Source organism: Halorubrum trueperi, from assembly GCF_042662525.1.
Lineage (GTDB): Archaea > Halobacteriota > Halobacteria > Halobacteriales > Haloferacaceae > Halorubrum > Halorubrum trueperi.
In genome coordinates this window covers 106,913-122,233 of the sequence record NZ_JBHSXI010000001.1, presented here as the reverse complement: position 1 = coordinate 122,233, position 15,321 = coordinate 106,913, and the positions used below count along the sequence as shown (strand labels likewise).

The 15,321-nt window shown below is 66.8% G+C and carries 16 protein-coding genes and 1 pseudogene; 13 read left to right on the top strand and 4 right to left on the bottom strand.

The annotated features are described in order from the left end of the window. Positions 1–319 precede the first annotated feature (319 nt). Positions 320–589: a hypothetical protein gene (locus tag ACFQEY_RS00615; RefSeq protein WP_379763741.1), complete on the bottom strand. Its 270-nt coding sequence runs from the start codon at positions 587–589 to the stop codon at positions 320–322. A gap of 307 nt (positions 590–896) precedes the next feature. On the opposite strand from ACFQEY_RS00615, the gene ACFQEY_RS00610 reads away from it, so the two are divergent. Genes ACFQEY_RS00610 through ACFQEY_RS00580 form a run of 7 tightly spaced genes read left to right on the top strand, consistent with a single transcriptional unit; the run spans position 897 to position 6,584 of the window. Then, a complete protein-coding gene (locus tag ACFQEY_RS00610; protein ID WP_379763739.1) occupies positions 897–1,280 on the top strand; it encodes an urease subunit beta in 384 nt (127 codons plus the stop codon). Then, complete coding sequence (gene ureC, locus ACFQEY_RS00605; RefSeq protein WP_379763737.1) at positions 1,277–2,989, top strand: urease subunit alpha; 1,713 nt, start codon at positions 1,277–1,279, stop codon at positions 2,987–2,989. The genes ACFQEY_RS00610 and ureC overlap by 4 nt, the downstream gene beginning before the upstream one ends. Next, complete coding sequence (locus ACFQEY_RS00600; protein ID WP_379763734.1) at positions 2,986–3,330, top strand: urease subunit gamma; 345 nt, start codon at positions 2,986–2,988, stop codon at positions 3,328–3,330. Before ureC ends, ACFQEY_RS00600 begins: the two co-directional genes overlap by 4 nt. Next, positions 3,327–3,950: an urease accessory protein UreG gene (gene ureG, locus ACFQEY_RS00595; protein WP_379763731.1), complete on the top strand. Its 624-nt coding sequence runs from the start codon at positions 3,327–3,329 to the stop codon at positions 3,948–3,950. The genes ACFQEY_RS00600 and ureG overlap by 4 nt, the downstream gene beginning before the upstream one ends. Continuing rightward, complete coding sequence (locus ACFQEY_RS00590) at positions 3,947–5,059, top strand: urease accessory protein UreD (RefSeq protein ID WP_379763729.1); 1,113 nt, start codon at positions 3,947–3,949, stop codon at positions 5,057–5,059. Before ureG ends, ACFQEY_RS00590 begins: the two co-directional genes overlap by 4 nt. Then, positions 5,056–5,814 carry an urease accessory protein UreE gene (gene ureE, locus ACFQEY_RS00585; protein WP_379763727.1) on the top strand — a complete coding sequence of 253 codons (759 nt, stop codon included), beginning with the start codon at positions 5,056–5,058 and terminating at the stop codon, positions 5,812–5,814. Before ACFQEY_RS00590 ends, ureE begins: the two co-directional genes overlap by 4 nt. After that, positions 5,811–6,584 carry an urease accessory protein UreF gene (locus ACFQEY_RS00580; protein WP_379763725.1) on the top strand — a complete coding sequence of 258 codons (774 nt, stop codon included), beginning with the start codon at positions 5,811–5,813 and terminating at the stop codon, positions 6,582–6,584. The genes ureE and ACFQEY_RS00580 overlap by 4 nt, the downstream gene beginning before the upstream one ends. Before the next feature lie 51 nt (positions 6,585–6,635). Here ACFQEY_RS00580 and ACFQEY_RS00575 read toward each other — a convergent pair whose 3' ends face one another. After that, positions 6,636–8,618 carry a type II secretion system F family protein gene (locus ACFQEY_RS00575; RefSeq protein WP_379763723.1) on the bottom strand — a complete coding sequence of 661 codons (1,983 nt, stop codon included), beginning with the start codon at positions 8,616–8,618 and terminating at the stop codon, positions 6,636–6,638. Continuing rightward, a pseudogene (locus ACFQEY_RS00570) lies at positions 8,615–9,247 on the bottom strand (secretion system protein); the annotation flags it as partial. The pseudogene ACFQEY_RS00570 and the gene ACFQEY_RS00575, both read right to left, overlap by 4 nt. A 28-nt stretch (positions 9,248–9,275) precedes the next feature. On the opposite strand from ACFQEY_RS00570, the gene ACFQEY_RS00565 reads away from it, so the two are divergent. The 3 genes from ACFQEY_RS00565 to ACFQEY_RS00555 are packed head-to-tail and all read left to right on the top strand — an operon-like array spanning position 9,276 to position 11,261. Then, complete coding sequence (locus tag ACFQEY_RS00565) at positions 9,276–9,725, top strand: hypothetical protein (protein WP_379763721.1); 450 nt, start codon at positions 9,276–9,278, stop codon at positions 9,723–9,725. Then, a complete protein-coding gene (locus ACFQEY_RS00560; protein ID WP_379763719.1) occupies positions 9,725–10,174 on the top strand; it encodes a hypothetical protein in 450 nt (149 codons plus the stop codon). Before ACFQEY_RS00565 ends, ACFQEY_RS00560 begins: the two co-directional genes overlap by 1 nt. Further along, positions 10,167–11,261, top strand: a complete 1,095-nt coding sequence (locus ACFQEY_RS00555) for a tyrosine-type recombinase/integrase (protein ID WP_379763717.1) — start codon at positions 10,167–10,169, stop codon at positions 11,259–11,261. Before ACFQEY_RS00560 ends, ACFQEY_RS00555 begins: the two co-directional genes overlap by 8 nt. A 7-nt stretch (positions 11,262–11,268) precedes the next feature. Here ACFQEY_RS00555 and ACFQEY_RS00550 read toward each other — a convergent pair whose 3' ends face one another. Continuing rightward, positions 11,269–11,982, bottom strand: coding sequence for a hypothetical protein (locus ACFQEY_RS00550; protein WP_379763715.1), 714 nt, complete (start codon positions 11,980–11,982; stop codon positions 11,269–11,271). 50 nt (positions 11,983–12,032) lie between these two features. Between ACFQEY_RS00550 and ACFQEY_RS00545 the strand changes: the two genes are divergently transcribed. From ACFQEY_RS00545 to ACFQEY_RS00535, 3 genes are all read left to right on the top strand, one after another. Next, on the top strand, positions 12,033–12,176 hold the full coding sequence (locus tag ACFQEY_RS00545; RefSeq protein WP_379763712.1) for a DUF7557 family protein: 144 nt from the start codon (positions 12,033–12,035) through the stop codon (positions 12,174–12,176). A 263-nt stretch (positions 12,177–12,439) separates the two neighbouring features. After that, positions 12,440–12,598, top strand: coding sequence for a hypothetical protein (locus ACFQEY_RS00540; protein WP_379763710.1), 159 nt, complete (start codon positions 12,440–12,442; stop codon positions 12,596–12,598). Further along, complete coding sequence (locus tag ACFQEY_RS00535; protein WP_379763708.1) at positions 12,591–15,116, top strand: phage/plasmid primase, P4 family; 2,526 nt, start codon at positions 12,591–12,593, stop codon at positions 15,114–15,116. The genes ACFQEY_RS00540 and ACFQEY_RS00535 overlap by 8 nt, the downstream gene beginning before the upstream one ends. Positions 15,117–15,321 lie beyond the last annotated feature (205 nt).

Below are 15,321 nucleotides of genomic sequence, written 5' to 3'. Positions count from 1 at the left end.
CGGAGCGACCGGGGGCTCGTCCCGCTCGGTTCCGCCCGTCGGCCGCGGCGTCAAATATCACCACTAGCGGTTGGTTACCACAAGCGAACTTTAATCGATCGGGTCGGCCAGAGGGGCGTCGATCGGTGGGCCTTGGTCGGACGAGCGTCGATCGGTGGGCCTTGGTCGGACGAGCGTCGATCGGTGGGCCTTGGTCGGACGAGCGTCGATCGGTGGGCCTTGGTCGGACGAGCGTCGATCGGAACGACTTCGATCGGCGGGAGTGCGGATTCGTCACCGGGTCCGCACAGCGGCCGTCGGCGTCACCTTGTCGGTCCGCTCACACGACAAGGTACTCTTCGAGCCGCTGCCGGTCCTCGACCGCCTCGCCGGTGATCTCGTCGACGATCGTTCCGTGGTCGATCGCGTAACACCGCTCCGCGAGCCCCTGGATCACCGAGAGGTTCTGTTCGACGAAGAGGATCGTCGTCCCGAACTCCCGATTGGTCCGTTCGAGGTCAGTCGGTAGTCGCGTCGCCGACGACAGTCGTGACTGCCGCCGCTCGGTGGTCCAGACGGGGTTCCGGTCGAGATCCGACCACGTGGCCACGCTCCCCCACCGCGATCCGCCGAGAGCGACCCCACACGAGACGGAGCGCATCGCTCGCCGCGGAACACGACGGAGTCGCGGACCGAAACGTGAACGAACACCGGGTTTTGCGGACGATATCCGAGCGAACGGACGACGCGATCGAAAATGTTGCCGAGCGAGTTGCGTATCTTCCACACATCGTCGACATAACGGCACAGAACTACACTAAGAGGAAGTCTTTTACCCGTATTATTCGAAGAATTCTCCAGTATGATTGACGAACAAGTACCTACCTTCGTTCAGATACGAGGAGGTGGGCGGAGCGATGAGTGACCTCGTTCCGGGCGAACTGCTGCCGGCGGACGAGCCGATCGAGATCAACGCCGGGCGGGAGACGGCGTCGGTCAGCGTCGAGAACACCGGCGATCGGCCCGCGCAGGTCGGGTCGCACTTCCACTTTTTCGAGTGCAACCGGGCGCTCGATTTCGACCGCGAGGCCGCCTACGGCATGCGACTCGACATCCCGGCGGGCACGGCGGTCCGGTTCGAGCCGGGCTGTGCGGAGGACGTCGACCTCGTCGCCATCGGCGGCGATCGGATCGTCCGCGGCATGGGCGGGCTCGTGAACGGTGATCTCGACGACGAGGACGTCCGGGAACGCGCGCTCGACCGGGCGGCGGAAGCGGGATACCTGGGGGCCGACAGGTGAGCCGCGAACTCTCGCGGAAGGCGTACACCGACCTGTTCGGCGCGACCGAGGGCGACCGCCTTCGGCTCGGCGACACCAACCTCCTTGCGAAGATCGAGACCGATCACGCCGTCTACGGCGACGAGGCGGTCTTCGGCGGCGGGAAGACGATGCGCGACGGCATGGGGATGCAGCCGGGGACGACTCGCTCCGACGGCGCGCTCGACTGGGTCTACAGCAACGTGGTCGTCGTCGATCCCGTGCTCGGGATTCAAAAGGGCGACATCGGCGTCCGCAACGGCGAGATCGTCGGCGTCGGGAAGGCGGGCAACCCCGACACGATGGACGGCGTCGACGAGGACCTCGTCGTCGGTGCGAGCACGGACACCGTCCCGGCCGACGGGCTGATCGCCACGCCGGGCGCGTTCGACATCCACGTCCACTTCAACAGCACGGAGCTGTTCGAACACGCCCTCGCGAGCGGGATCACGACGATGTTCGGCGGCGGCTTCGGCGGCGGCGCGACCACCTGCACGCCCGGCCCCGAGAACATCGAGCGGTTCCTCCAGGCCGCGGAGGAGTGGCCGATGAACGTCGGCTTCTACGCGAAGGGGAACAGCAGCAGTCCGGAGCCCCTCCGTGAACAGATCGAGGCCGGCGCGGCCGGGCTGAAGCTCCACGAGGACTGGGGGTCGACGCCCGCGGTCATCGACGCCGCGCTCAACGTCGCCGACGAGGAGGACGTGCAGGTGTGTATCCACACCGACACGCTGAACGAGTCCGGCTTCGTCGAGGACACCTTCGACGCCGTCGACGGCCGGACGATCCACACGTTCCACATCGAGGGGGCGGGCGGCGGTCACGCGCCCGACGTGCTCGAACTGATCGGGCACGAGCACATGCTGCCGTCGTCGACGAACCCGTCGATGCCGTACACGACGAACACCTTCGACGAACATCTCGACATGGTGATGGTCTGTCACCACCTCAACCCCGACGTACCGGAGGACGTCGCCTTCGCGGAGTCGCGAATCCGCGCCGAGACGATCGCCGCCGAGGACGTCCTCCACGACACCGGCGCGATCAGCATGATGACTTCCGACTCCCAGGCGATGGGGCGGATGGCCGAGGTCATCTGTCGGACGTGGCAGACCGCCCACAAGATGAAGGCCCAGCGCGGGCCGCTACCGGCCGACGAGGGGACCGAAGCCGACAACGCCCGCATCCGGCGATACGTCGCGAAGTACACGCTCAACCCGGCGAAAGTGGCGGGGATAGACGACCACATCGGTTCGCTCGAACCGGGAAAGATGGCCGACATCGTCCTGTGGGAGCCGGAGTTCTTCGGCATCAAACCGGCGTTCGTGATCAAGGGCGGGTTCCCGGTCCACAGCGAGATGGGCGAGGCCAACGGCTCGCTGATGACCTGCGAGCCGGTGAAACAGCGGTCGCGGGCCGGCGCGATGGGCGGCGCGAAACACGCGGTGAGCACGACCTTCGTCAGCCGGGCGGCCTACGAGAACGACGTCGGCGAGGCGTACGGCCTCGACACGCCGGTCCGCCCGATCGAGGGGACCCGCGACGTCGGCAAATCGGACATGCTACACAACGACCACCGACCGGACGACATCGACATCGACGCGCAGACGTTCGAGGTGTCGATCGACGGCGAACCGGTCACCTGCGAACCGGCCGAGGAGATCCCACTCACCCAACGGTACACCCTATGAAACTCTCACCGAAAGACGAAGAGCGGTTGACGATATTCATGGCAGCGGAGCTGGCCAGACGGCGAAAGGAACGCGGTATCGAACTCAATCACCCCGAGACGGTCGCGTACATCTCCGACTGGGTCTGCGAACGCGCCCGTGAGGGGGAACGCGTCGCGGCGATCCGCGCGGAGGCGACGGGTCTCCTGTCCAGAGAGGACGTGATGGAGGGCGTCCCCGAGCTGGTCGACGTGGTCCAGGTCGAACCGACCTTCCCGGACGGCACCAAGCTCGTGACGGTTCACGACCCGATCCGTAGCGACAGCCGGGAGCAGCTGAACGACGGCGGAGGTCCGGAATGACGGGACACAGGGACGTCGCCACGGTCGGCCTCGGCGGGCCCGTCGGATCGGGGAAGACCGCGCTCGTGCAGCGGCTCGTGCCGCGGCTCGACGACGCGGGCTACGACGTCGGCGTCATCGCCAACGACATCATGACGCAGGCGGACGCCGACCGCCTCCGCGAGTCGTTCGCCGACCGGCTCCCGCCGGACCTGGTCGCGGGCGTCGAGACCGGGGCCTGCCCGCACACGGGGATCCGGGAGGACCCCTCGATGAACCTCGCGAAGATTGACGAATTCACCGAGCGACACCCGGAGCTCGACGTGGTCCTGATCGAGTCGGGCGGCGACAACCTCGCCGCGACCTTCAATCCGGAGCTCGCCGACTACTTCATGTTCGTCATCTCGGTCGCGGAGGGGGACGACATCCCGCGCAAGCGCGGTCCCGGCGTCACGCAGGCGGACCTCCTCGTCGTCAACAAGACGGACCTCGCGCCGCACGTCGACGCCGACCTCGACGTGATGCGGGAGGACGCATCGGCGGTCCGCGGCGACGACCCGACCCTCTTCACGAACTGCAAGACCGAAGACGGGGTCGACGCCGTCGTCGACTCGATCGAACGGAGCGTCCTGTTCGCGTGAGCGCCGATACTCTCGCCGACGCGGACGACACCGCCGACGCCGACGACACCGCCGACGCGGACGACACCGCCGACGCCGACGACGATGGGGTCGATGAGGACGGGGTCGCCGTCCCGCCCGCGTTCCGCGAGTACGGCGAGCAGGAACTCCGGCAGGCCCCGGCGTTCGGACACGGCAAAGACGGGGTCGCCGATCTCGTGGTCGCCCGCGAGGGCGACAACCCCACTCGGCTGCTGTCGGACTTCGTGACGGTTCCCTACCACCTGACCGGCACCCTCGACACCGACCCCGCGCCGGGACTGACGACGATTTGCCTGCAGGACCCGACCGCTGTCGTCACCCAGGGCGACCGCCGACGCCTCTCGGTCGAGGCTCGCGCCGGTTCGCGCACGCACGTGACCACCCAGAGCGCGACGAAGGTCCAATCGATGAACGCCAGCTACGCCCACCTCGACGCGACGCTCGTCGCGGAGTCGGGAGCGCATCTCGAATATCTCCCCGGACCGACGATCGTCAACGAGGACGCCCGGTGCCTCCAGACGACGATGGTGTCGATGGCTTCGGACGCGACGGTCGTCGTCGGCGACGTGTTCGTGTCGGACGGGCTCTCGGACCACGAGCCGTTCGGCTTCGACCACTACCACAGCCGACTGGAGGCGCGGATCGACGGGTCGCTCGTCTGCGCCGACGCCGTCGACCTCCGTCCCGACGAGCGCGATCCCCGGGGACCGGCGACGGTCGGCGAGTACGGCGTCGTCGGGACGCTGTACGTCTTCGCCCCGAACGCGGCGGACGTCGGAGCGCTCGCCGATCGGCTCCACGACCGGGTCGCTCGCGGCGGTGGCGGTGGGGTCGCCGAGAGCGGAGAGAGCGCCGAGAGCGCCAAAAACAGCCGCGAGATTGCCGATTGCCGCGACACTACCGAGTGCGCCGAGGCCGGTCGCGAGGTCACAGCCGGGGCGTCGGTGCTCCGGGACGGGGGCGGCGTCGCGGTTCGTGTCCTCGGAGACCGGAGCGCCGACGTGACCGCCGCCGTCGAGGCGGCGTGGGACGAGGCGCGCGAGGCGCTGCTCGGCGTCGGCGCGCCGTTGGAGGGACGCGGCCGATGAGACGCGTCGACGGCATCGTCGGCAACGTCGACGCGGACCCCGACCTCGCCGAGGCGGTCGCGAGCCACGAGCGGGACGGGACGCTCGAACGGATCGTCCTCGACGACACCGAGCGGCGGCGGTCGCGGCTCCGGGTGACGACCGAGGCGGGGACGGAACTCGGCGTGCTCGTCGATCGCCCCGAGCTCGCCGCCGGCGACGTGCTCCTTATCGAGGACGACCGCGCCGTCGTCGTCTCATTCGAGTCGCGCGAGGCGTTCGTGGTCGAGTTCCCGGCCGCCGAGGCGGCGGTGTCGACGGCGGTAGAACTCGGACACCGGATCGGCAACCAACACTGGGACGTCGCGGTCGAGGACGGCACCGTCTACGTTCCCGTCGAAGCCGATCGGTCCATCATCGAGGACGTGCTCGGTCTGTACCTCCCGGCCGAGGCGACGACGCGGTACGAGACCGTCGAGGCCGAGCGCTTCATCGAGGGAAGCGGCGACCGCGGCGACGGAGACGGCTCCGAGCACGGCCACGAGCACAGTGACAGTTCCGCCACCGGGCACGATCACAGTCACGGCGCTGGCCACGGTCACGGACCTGACCACAGTCACGGCGCTGACCACGGTCACGGTGCTGACCACGACCGCGATCACGCCACCTACCGCGACGCCGACCACGGCCGCGACGCCGACCACGGCCGCGACGGCGACGCCGACCACGTCGATCACGGCGGCGATCCCTCGTCGGATTCGGAGGGGTCCGGATGAACGCGGACGCGTTCCTCACGGCCATGCGGCTCTCGGATTCGATGCTGCCCGTCGGCACGTACACCGCGTCCTACGGGGTCGAACAGTACATCAACGAGGGAGAGATCGAAACGGCCGGTCAGTTGGGCGATCTCGTCGCTGGCTACCTCAGGGGGGTGATCGGCCCCGCCGAGGTCGTCGCGCTGGGCCACGCCCACCGGTCGGCCGCGGCCGGCGACCTCGACGGCGTGCTGGCGGCCGACGAGCGGCTTGGCGCGACGACGCTTCCGGCGGAGTTCCGCGACAGCTCGACGAAGGCCGGCGGGAAGCTGTTGGACCTCCTCGCCGAGGCGGACGGCGGATCGGTCGATGGACCGGTCGCCGGCGTCGACGGGAAACCGTCGGGGGAAGACGCCGACAGACCGATCGCCGGGATCGCGGTCGAGGGGGTCGTCGCCGACTACGCGGCGGCCCGCGATGACGGGCGGACCGACGGCCACTACCCGGTCGCGCTCGGCGTCGTCTGTCAACGGGCCGGGATCGGCGTTCGAGAGGCGGCGCTGGTGAGCGCCTACGCGTCGGTGGCCGGGCTGCTCGCGGCCGCCCAGCGGCTCGGTCGGTTCGGACACACCGCGATCCAATCGCAGCTCGCGGAGCTGTTCCCGGTGATCGAGGAGGTCTGCGACCGGTACCACGACGCCGAACTCGACGCGATGTGCTCGTTCGCGCCGCTGGCGGACGTGATGGGAATGTCTCATGAGCGGGCCGACAGGCGACTCTTCATGAGCTGACGGGGATCGCTGTGCGGGGTCGGCTTGGGCCACGACCCGAAGACAACGGTGTCAAAGCAGTCCGCCCAGCGAGAACACCGCGTAACAGAGCGCAACGAGGAGTCCGGAGTGCAACAGGGCCTCGTACCGCCCGCGCGAGGCGGTGCCGGCGAACCACCCCGAGGCGAGCATCGTCGCCTGCGTGACGACGTACAGTCGGAAGCGTTCGAGGTCGGGGTGGACCGACTCCGGCTCGGTCACGAGATCGGTCCGCGCGGCGAGCTCCGCGAGCCGGGCGGCGTCGATCACCTGCGTGTTGACGACGGCGACGACGCCGGCGACGAGCGCGGCCGCCGCCCAGCCGACCGCGACGTACGGGTGCATCGACGACCGGAGCGCCCGCTGCTCGCTGTACAGCTGTCCCACCTCGATCCGGAGGGTTTCGAACACGGCGTCGGCGTCGCTGCCGGCGTTCAGCGCCCCGGTGACCAGCCCGAGCGTCCCCTCCGCGAGCGGGGTCCCGACGCGCTCGACGAACCGGTCGATCGCGGCCGCACGGACGTCGGTGGCCTCGCTGTCCTCGCCCCCCTTGGACCCCGACCGCGACCCCCCGGTCGCGGTCGTCGACCGGAGCGCGAACGCGAGGTCCGCGACGTCGTCGTCGAGCACCCCGAGGTCGACGTCCCGGGAGACGGCCGCCACCGCGTCCGGGAACGGGCGGCCGTGCGCGACGTGGCCGGAGACGGCGTGGACGAAGTCCGCCAGCTCGCGGTCCTTCGCGTCGTCGATCCGGGTCCGCCTGCCGGCCACGGCACCGACCGGCACCGCGAACGCCGCGTACGCGAGCAGTATCACGTTGACGAGGGTGTACCCCGCGAGCGCGAGCCCCGCGGCGAGGAGGAGCGCGGGCGGCGCGGCGACGACCGCGGCGCTCGTCGGGTTGTGCCCAACGGAGCCGAGGATCTCGCGTGGAGACCCCGACAGCTCGTAGCTCGCGCGTTGATTCGGCGGGCGGAGCGTCCCGACGGCGACCGCGCCCGCGAGACCGAGCGCGACGAGGAAGGCGACGGAACCGTAGAGGACGACAGCCCGGGTCGGCACGACCCCGACCGGCGTGTCGACCGGCGGGAGGAACTCGGGGATCACGACGGTGAGCGCCGTCGCCGCGATCACGATCAGCGCCGGCAACACCAACACCGCGACGAACAGCTCCGTGAGCAGCTCCAGGAATCGCCGGGCGCGCTTGCGAGCGCGGTCCTGTCGGTGGGCGAGCATCCGGCTCTCCGTCCGGAGGTATTCCGCGAGCGCCGCGTCGCCGGTCGCCGCGTGCTTGCGGAACTTCAGGAGGAACGGCGCGAGCAGCTCCCTCGACGGGGTGTCGCGGGCGACGCGCCGAAGCCCCTCGTCGAGGCTCCCGGCGAGCCGCGCCGCGTTGAGCGCCTTCCGCAGCGAGGTCGCGGTCCCGCCGTACGCGTCGCTCGCGGCGGTCTTCGCGACCATCGATCGGGGCCCGTCGCTGCCCGAGGCCAGCAGTTCGAGGTACCGGACTGCGGCGGGAAGCGTTCGCTCGATGTCGGTCCGGCGGGTCGCCGTCAGCCACCGGAGGTGGAGCCCGCCGAGCCGCACCGTCGCCCGCTTCGCGAGGAGCCCGACGGCGACCGCGACGGCGACGGCGACCCGCTCGGGCGGCATCGATGAAAGCGGTACCGGGAACGCGCCGGCGGCTCGGACCGCGGCCGCCGCGAGCAGGCTCGGGAGCGCTCCGAGGGCGACGATGAGGGTTGGCACGGCAACGACGACGTAGACGAGCCACGAGAGCCCGTACATCCGAGAGAGATACGTCTCGAATCCAGTGTCGAGCGCGGTCCCTCGATACCGCTTCCGGTCGGCGTCGTGTCGTCGGTCGCCGGCGTGCCGCGCGAACAGCGCGTACAGCACCCGGTCGACGACCGAGAACCGCCCGGACCGCAGGAACCCGTCGCCCGCCGCGGCGTCGAGCGCGCTCACGGTCCCGCCGGACGCGTCGTCGGCGTCACGGGTCGGATCGCTCCTCACGGATCCCTCTCTCGGCTCGCGGGCTCGTTACGCGGGTCCGGACCGTCCTCTCGCTCGCTCATCGTGCGCGCCGCGCGCTCGACCGTCGCCGCCTCGTCGGTCCTGAGGTCGGCGAGGAACTCGAACAGGTCGTCGGCGTCGTCGATTCCCTCCCGAACGAGATACTCGACGTAGCGTCGCTTGGAGGCGAACTCGGCCTCGACGGCGTCGACCTCGCGGTCGGTGTGGTTCGCGAGCCGGGCGAGCGCGTGGAGCGTCCGTCCCTCGCGGGGCTTGGAATCCGTTCCGGGCGCGCCCGGAAAGCGAAACTCGCCGTCGGCATCTCGCCACGCGAGCGTGTTGTAGTACACCGCTTCTCCGCCCTTGTCGACGACGCCCGCACCGCCGTGTTTCGGGTTCCCGGTCGGGCTCCGTTTCGCCTCCGAGTCGAGCGCCTCGTACTCGTCGGCCGAGAGCAGTTCGACCGCCCGCGAGACATACCGCTCGCCGCCGATCTGCCGGGGGAAGACGACGAGATCGATCTCGCGCAGGAGGTACGGGGGAAGGCCCCGCTCGATCACGCGGTTGACGAGCGCCTCGACGTCCTCGGCGTGGGTGGTCCCGATCACGCCGTGACCGGTGTAAAGTGCTAATCTATTAGTACTCACATGAGAACGTGTGCGTAGGGAAATGGGCGACACCGAAACACAGGCGGCCATGACCTACCCCACTGTCGACCAGTACGAACAGTGGAAGGCCGACGCCGCCGACATGGATATGTCTGTGTCCGAATGGATACAGGCGATGGTTGAAGCGGGGCGCAAGAAGTTCGACGCCTCGATCGAGCCGGACGAATCGGCTCAGGAACTCCGCGAGCAACGGAACGACCTGAAAGCCGAGCTGGAACACACCCGCGGCCGCGTGGAGGAACTCGAAACGCAACTTCACCGGAGCGAACGCGAGAAGATCAAACAGTACGTGGAGGATAACCCCGGCGCGACGATCGGGGAGATCGGCCAAGAGTTGGCCGACACGATCCCCGAGCGCTTGGACGCGCACCTCGACGCGCTCGAAGGCGTCGCCGTGACCGTCGACGGCGAAGCGTGCTATCCCGTGGAGGATTCATAATGGCGAGCGCACGGACGCCTCGCGACCGGCTGGGTGTGTTCAAGGACCTGTCGGACGTTCCCGAGCGGCGTCGCTTAGAACGCTTTTCGAGCGCGTACACCGACCGCGACGTGTGGGGAGAGTACCGCGCGACGGTCGACCTATCCGACCGGATGGGTGAAGATTGGGCGCTCTTCGCCCGTCGGTGGAAAGAACACACCGCCGACCGCGGGCGGCACCACGCGCTCGCCCGCCCGAGCGACGTGGAGACGTGGTCGGGCTGGCTGTTAGACCAGTTCTCCCGCGATCGGGCGTACCAGCACTGGAACGTTATCGAGGGGTTCTACGCGTGGCTCATGTGGCATACCGACCACCGGCACAGTTACAACCCGTTCCACATGGCCGCGGCCGACACCGAGAGTAGCGCGTACACGATCTGGACACGGAAAATCGAGAAAGCAAATGACTGATACCGACGCACGGCAGGAACTCGCACAGGCGTTCAACCGAAACCTCGATCCGCTCGCGGAGTTCGCCGACACCTTCGAGACGACCGATATCGATCCGTTCGGCGTGTACGCGGACGAACGGCTCGCGACCAAGGACCTCGCCGACGCCACGATCGGGGAGTACCACCGATCGTTTCGGGAGTGGCGCACCTACATGAGTCGCGTGGATCGGCACCCGGCGTGCCCGAACGAGGACCACGTGAAGGGGTTCATCGAGTACCTGAGTACGGAGCGTGAGAACGCGGCGTCGACGATCAAAAACCGGCTCATGTACCTGAACAACGCCTACAAGTATTGGCAAGACGACGCCGCCTTTCCCCACCCGACCGATTACAACCCGTTCGACTTAGCGAAAGACGCGGTGAACCTCCAAGGGGAGAAACCGAAGGAACCCCCGCGGCTGACCGTGGCGGAACTCCGCGACGAACTCCGTGATATCACCCACATCCGGGACCGCGCGCTTGTGCTTATTCAGTTGAAGCTCGGGCTGCGAGCGACGGAAGTGTGTAACATCAAACTGAGCGAACTCCACATCAAGCACCCGGACCTACAGGACCACTACGACGAACTCGGGAGTTCCACCAAACTACAGGGTCGGGAGAACGCGATCTATATCCCGCACGATCGCGACGGAAACAAGTCGCAACGGCCGCGGTTGCTCCCGCTCGACGACGAACTTCGGGCGGCGCTGGTCCGATACCTGTTGATCCGTCCGGACACCGGCGAGCCGTGGCTATTCCTCTCCAAGAACGCGCGCGCACAGCTCCGGAAGAACGATATCAACAAAGTCTGGAAGGCGGCGTTCCACCCGAAGTACGCCGAGACGGACGAACACCGCGCCGTGACTTCACACTTCGGGCGGCACTACTTCACGACCTACTGGCGCGTGGAGAAGGACCTGAACCGCGAGAAGATCAAGTATATGCGCGGCGACACCGCGGGATCGTCGACGATCGAGGACCGCGGCGCGATCGACGAGTACATCCACACATACTTTGAGGATATCGAGAAGATCTATCGAGAAGAGATTTACAAACTGAACGTGTGAGGCGGCACTAATCTTCGGCCTTTTCCTGTATGCGATCTTGCTGTCGTTCTTGGATCTCTTTACCGCTTATGTCCGTTTCGTGGTGGAGGCGAAGGGTTTCCTCGTATGAGAGGCGCGCACCGGCGTGGAATCGTTCTTTTATATCCTCGATGTCGGTCTTTGGTTCCGTCTTGATATTGATTTCACACGTGGTGACTTTCTCACCCCGCTTTTCGGCGGCCACTTCGACGGCCTCGGCGATCATATCTTCGAGTTCGAGGTTGATATCCGGCTCAGACCACGGGCCAAGATCGACACTCTCATCGAAGTGCCTCGAATCGGTTCCGAACTCGTTTTCGACTTCCAGCGGCGTGGTTTTATTCAAACTGGGCATTTCCATTATTCCGCGGAGGAACAGGCTAAGACCTCCGACCGTCCTTTTACGGAATTGGATAACGTCGTCGAGATTCTCCACAACCTCACTCTCCACCCGCGTGCCGTCGTGCTCGTGGATTACGTCGGTGTCTTGTGAGTATACGTCGGTGAAAATACTCTCCACGTCGTCTTGGGGTAGATGGACTCCGACGTGGCCGATCTGGTCTAAAACCCCCTTCACGCGCTCGCGGATCTTGTACCGGTACTGTGGATTCGTGCCGTCGGTCGGTGCGTGACCAACCTCCCGAAGTCGGCCGAATATACTATCAGTCAGCGGGCGGCCCTTCTCTCGCTCTTTGCTAACCATACGTTCCGTTATCGCTCTTAACACTTAAACATGGTCTCTTATGTAATCATATGGCAGCAACGGAGTCTGTCCGAACGACAGTCGGATTGAAGCAGTCAACTAAGCGCCGTCTTGAGGCGCTCAAGCCCTACGACAGCATGAGCTACGACGAGCTGCTGTCGGAAATGGCCGACGTGTACGAGGGCGACGCCTAACGATGCGTCGGAACAGCATGGCCGCGCGAGGACGCGGCCACGGAAGCCTTGATGAAGACGACGAGGACGACGACGCACCCACGGGGGGTGTTCACGTCCGTGCGTGAGTTCGTCCCACAGCGTAAAAACCGTTTCCCCGGCCTCTCGACCGGCTGGCGCGGTGTGTACGCCGCATTAGAGTGTTCGACCGGTATCGAGCCGGCGAGCACCGACGGCGGCCGGTCCGACACGAGCGCGAACGTCACGCTCGGTGAGGTGGCCCGATGAGCGACCGAGAGGCGCACGTCGGCGACTCCGGCGCGGGGATCTTCCTCTCCGGATCGGACCTCGAAACGCTCGGGATCGACCCGTCGACCACCGACCGTGTGGGGTACGACGTGACCGCCGACGGCGTCGAACTCCGCGAGGTGGCCGATGAGTAGCGCGGATTCGCCGCCGGAGCCGGAGACGGTCGGATTCTCCCCCGGCGCGATCCCGGAGGCGCTCACGTCGCGCGAGCAGTGGATCTGCTGGCGGTTCGACTGGAAGGACGAGCGCGACGAATGGACGAAAGTCCCGGTCGATCCGCGCACGGGTGGGTTCGCGAAAACGACCGATCCCGACACATGGACCAGTTTCGCACAAGCCGCCGAGTACCACCGTCGGAGCGCGAGCGACACCGCGGGACTCGGGTTTGTGTTCAAGGGCGACGACATGATCGTAGGGGTCGACCTCGACGACTGTCGCGACCCGAGCACCGGCGAGCCGACCGATGAGGCGCGGTCGATTATCGAGCGGCTGGATTCATGGACCGAAGTCAGCCCGTCCGGCACCGGCTACCACGTGTTCGCTCAGGGTGTGATTCCCGACGACGGGAGCCGCGGCGACATGGACACCGGATCGTCGCATATCGAGATGTACGACCAGACGCGGTTTTTCACCGTCACAGGTGACCATGTGGGGACGACGCCCGGCAGCGTCACACCCGCGCCGGGTGTGGTGAAGGACCTCCACGCGGAGTACGTCGCCGACGACACCGACGCCGGCGGCAGTAGTGGCGGCGCGGGCGCGTCGTCGACGCCGTCGGAGATCCAAGATATCGACGACGCCGACCTCATCGAGACGGCCAAGAACGCCGAGAACGGCGACAAGTTCGCGCAACTGTGGAACGGAAACACCGCGGGCTACCCGAGCCACAGTGAGGCGGACCAAGCGCTGTGTAACTACTTGGCGTTCTACACCGGCGGCGACCGGCACCGGATGGATCGACTGTTCCGACAGTCGGGCCTCCACCGTGAGAAATGGGACGAGGACCGTGGGGCCAAGACCTACGGCGAGCTGACGATCGACACGGCGATCACGTCCGTTTCGGACCAGTACGAACCCGGAGAAGGCGGGTCTTCCCCGCCCGAACCCAAGGGGTTGACCGACGAGAAAGGCGACCCTGTCGACGACGACGGGGCGGCCGTCGTTCGGCCGGATAACTTCTGTGCCGAAGCGGGGATCAACCCCTCCGAAGGCGAGCACATCTCCGACCTGAACGACAAGCAGAAAGCGGCCGCGACGTGGCGGCTCATCAAGCGGTCCGATGAGTATCACGTCCGCGCGCACCGCGACACGGGCGCGCTGTGGGCGTATGAAAGCGGCGTGTGGGAATCCAACGGCGAGCGGACGCTACAGTTCGCCGCGCGGAAGGCGGTCAACCCGGAGAACTACGGTGCGAACCTCCTGAACGAACTCAAGGCACAGGTGTGTGCCGATCCCTACGCCGAGATCGACGACGACACGCTCGGGCTTGAGCCGGGCGCGGTCGCCGTCGAGAATGGATACGTCGACCTCCGGGCGGCGGCCGGCGACGGCGACGGGGACGCGCTCCGACCGCTTGAGCCGGAGGACTACGCGCTCGCGAAACTCCCTGTGGAGTACGACCCGGACGCGACCAGTGCGCCGTGGCGGGAGTTCGTCGCCGACGTGGTCGAGTCGGAGAAGATCGACGCCGTACAGGAATACGTCGGGTACACGCTCCACCGCGGAGAAATGCCGTTCAACCGCGCGCTGTTGCTCGTGGGGTCCGGTGCCAACGGGAAGAGTACGTTCCTGAACGTCGTTCGGCAGCTACTCGGGCCGGAGAACACCGAGACGAAACCCGTTCACAAGTTCGACAAGGACAACGCCGTCGCCGACCTCTACGGGAAGCTCGCGAACATCGACGCCGACCTCTCCGAAGGGTCGCTGTCGTCGCGCGGGCTGGCGACGTTCAAGCGGCTGGTCGGCGACGATCGCGTGACCGGTCGGCACCTGTATGAAGATGCCTTTACCTTCGAGCCGGCTGCTAAGCACCTCTACGCGTGTAATCAGGTGCCCGATGTGAGTAACATCGTGAGCGATAACGACACCGCGTTCTGGCGGCGGTGGGTTATCGTTCAGTTCCCGAACTACTTCCCCCCGCGGGACCGGGACCCGACGCTTGAGGGGACGCTTACCTCCGACGCGCACCTCTCCGGTGTGCTCAACTGGGCGATCGAAGGCTGGGGTCGCCTCATGGAACAGGGGGCGTTCACCAACATCGAGACGACGCCCGACGAAACCCGGCGGCTCTGGCAGAGCTGGGGCGACAGTGCCGATGAGTTCCTTTCGCAGTGTGTCGAGACGGACCCGAGGACGACCAACCTCACCACCGGCGAAGCGTGGGAAGTCTACAAGGAGTGGTGCCGTCGGGAGGGGAAGGACGCCACGGGGCAGCGTGACTTCACGAACACCGCGAAGGCGTCGGACGTGGATCTCGGCTACAAGACCAGCGTCCGGACGAAACGGCACCGGTCGCCGCGCGGTGGGTACAAGGCGTTCGGGTTGACCGACGACGCTCCCGATCTCGACGCGGTGCTCGCCGACGACGACGGCGACGACACCGACGACGATGATGGGACGATGGGCACCGGCCTCGATTCCTTCGGATCATGATCGGGTCGGCTACATCGGTCACACCTCCGGCTACATCCGTCCCCCACAGTCAGCCGTGCTACTCCCCGATTTCCACATTTCGGGTTTGTTGTAGCCTATGTAGCCTATGGGGATCGAAAAGTCGTGCTAATGGAGAGAGTGAGCGGCAGTGCCGTGTGTATACTGTAGAAAAGAAGGTTTCCGATCAGGGTCGGCTACATAGGCT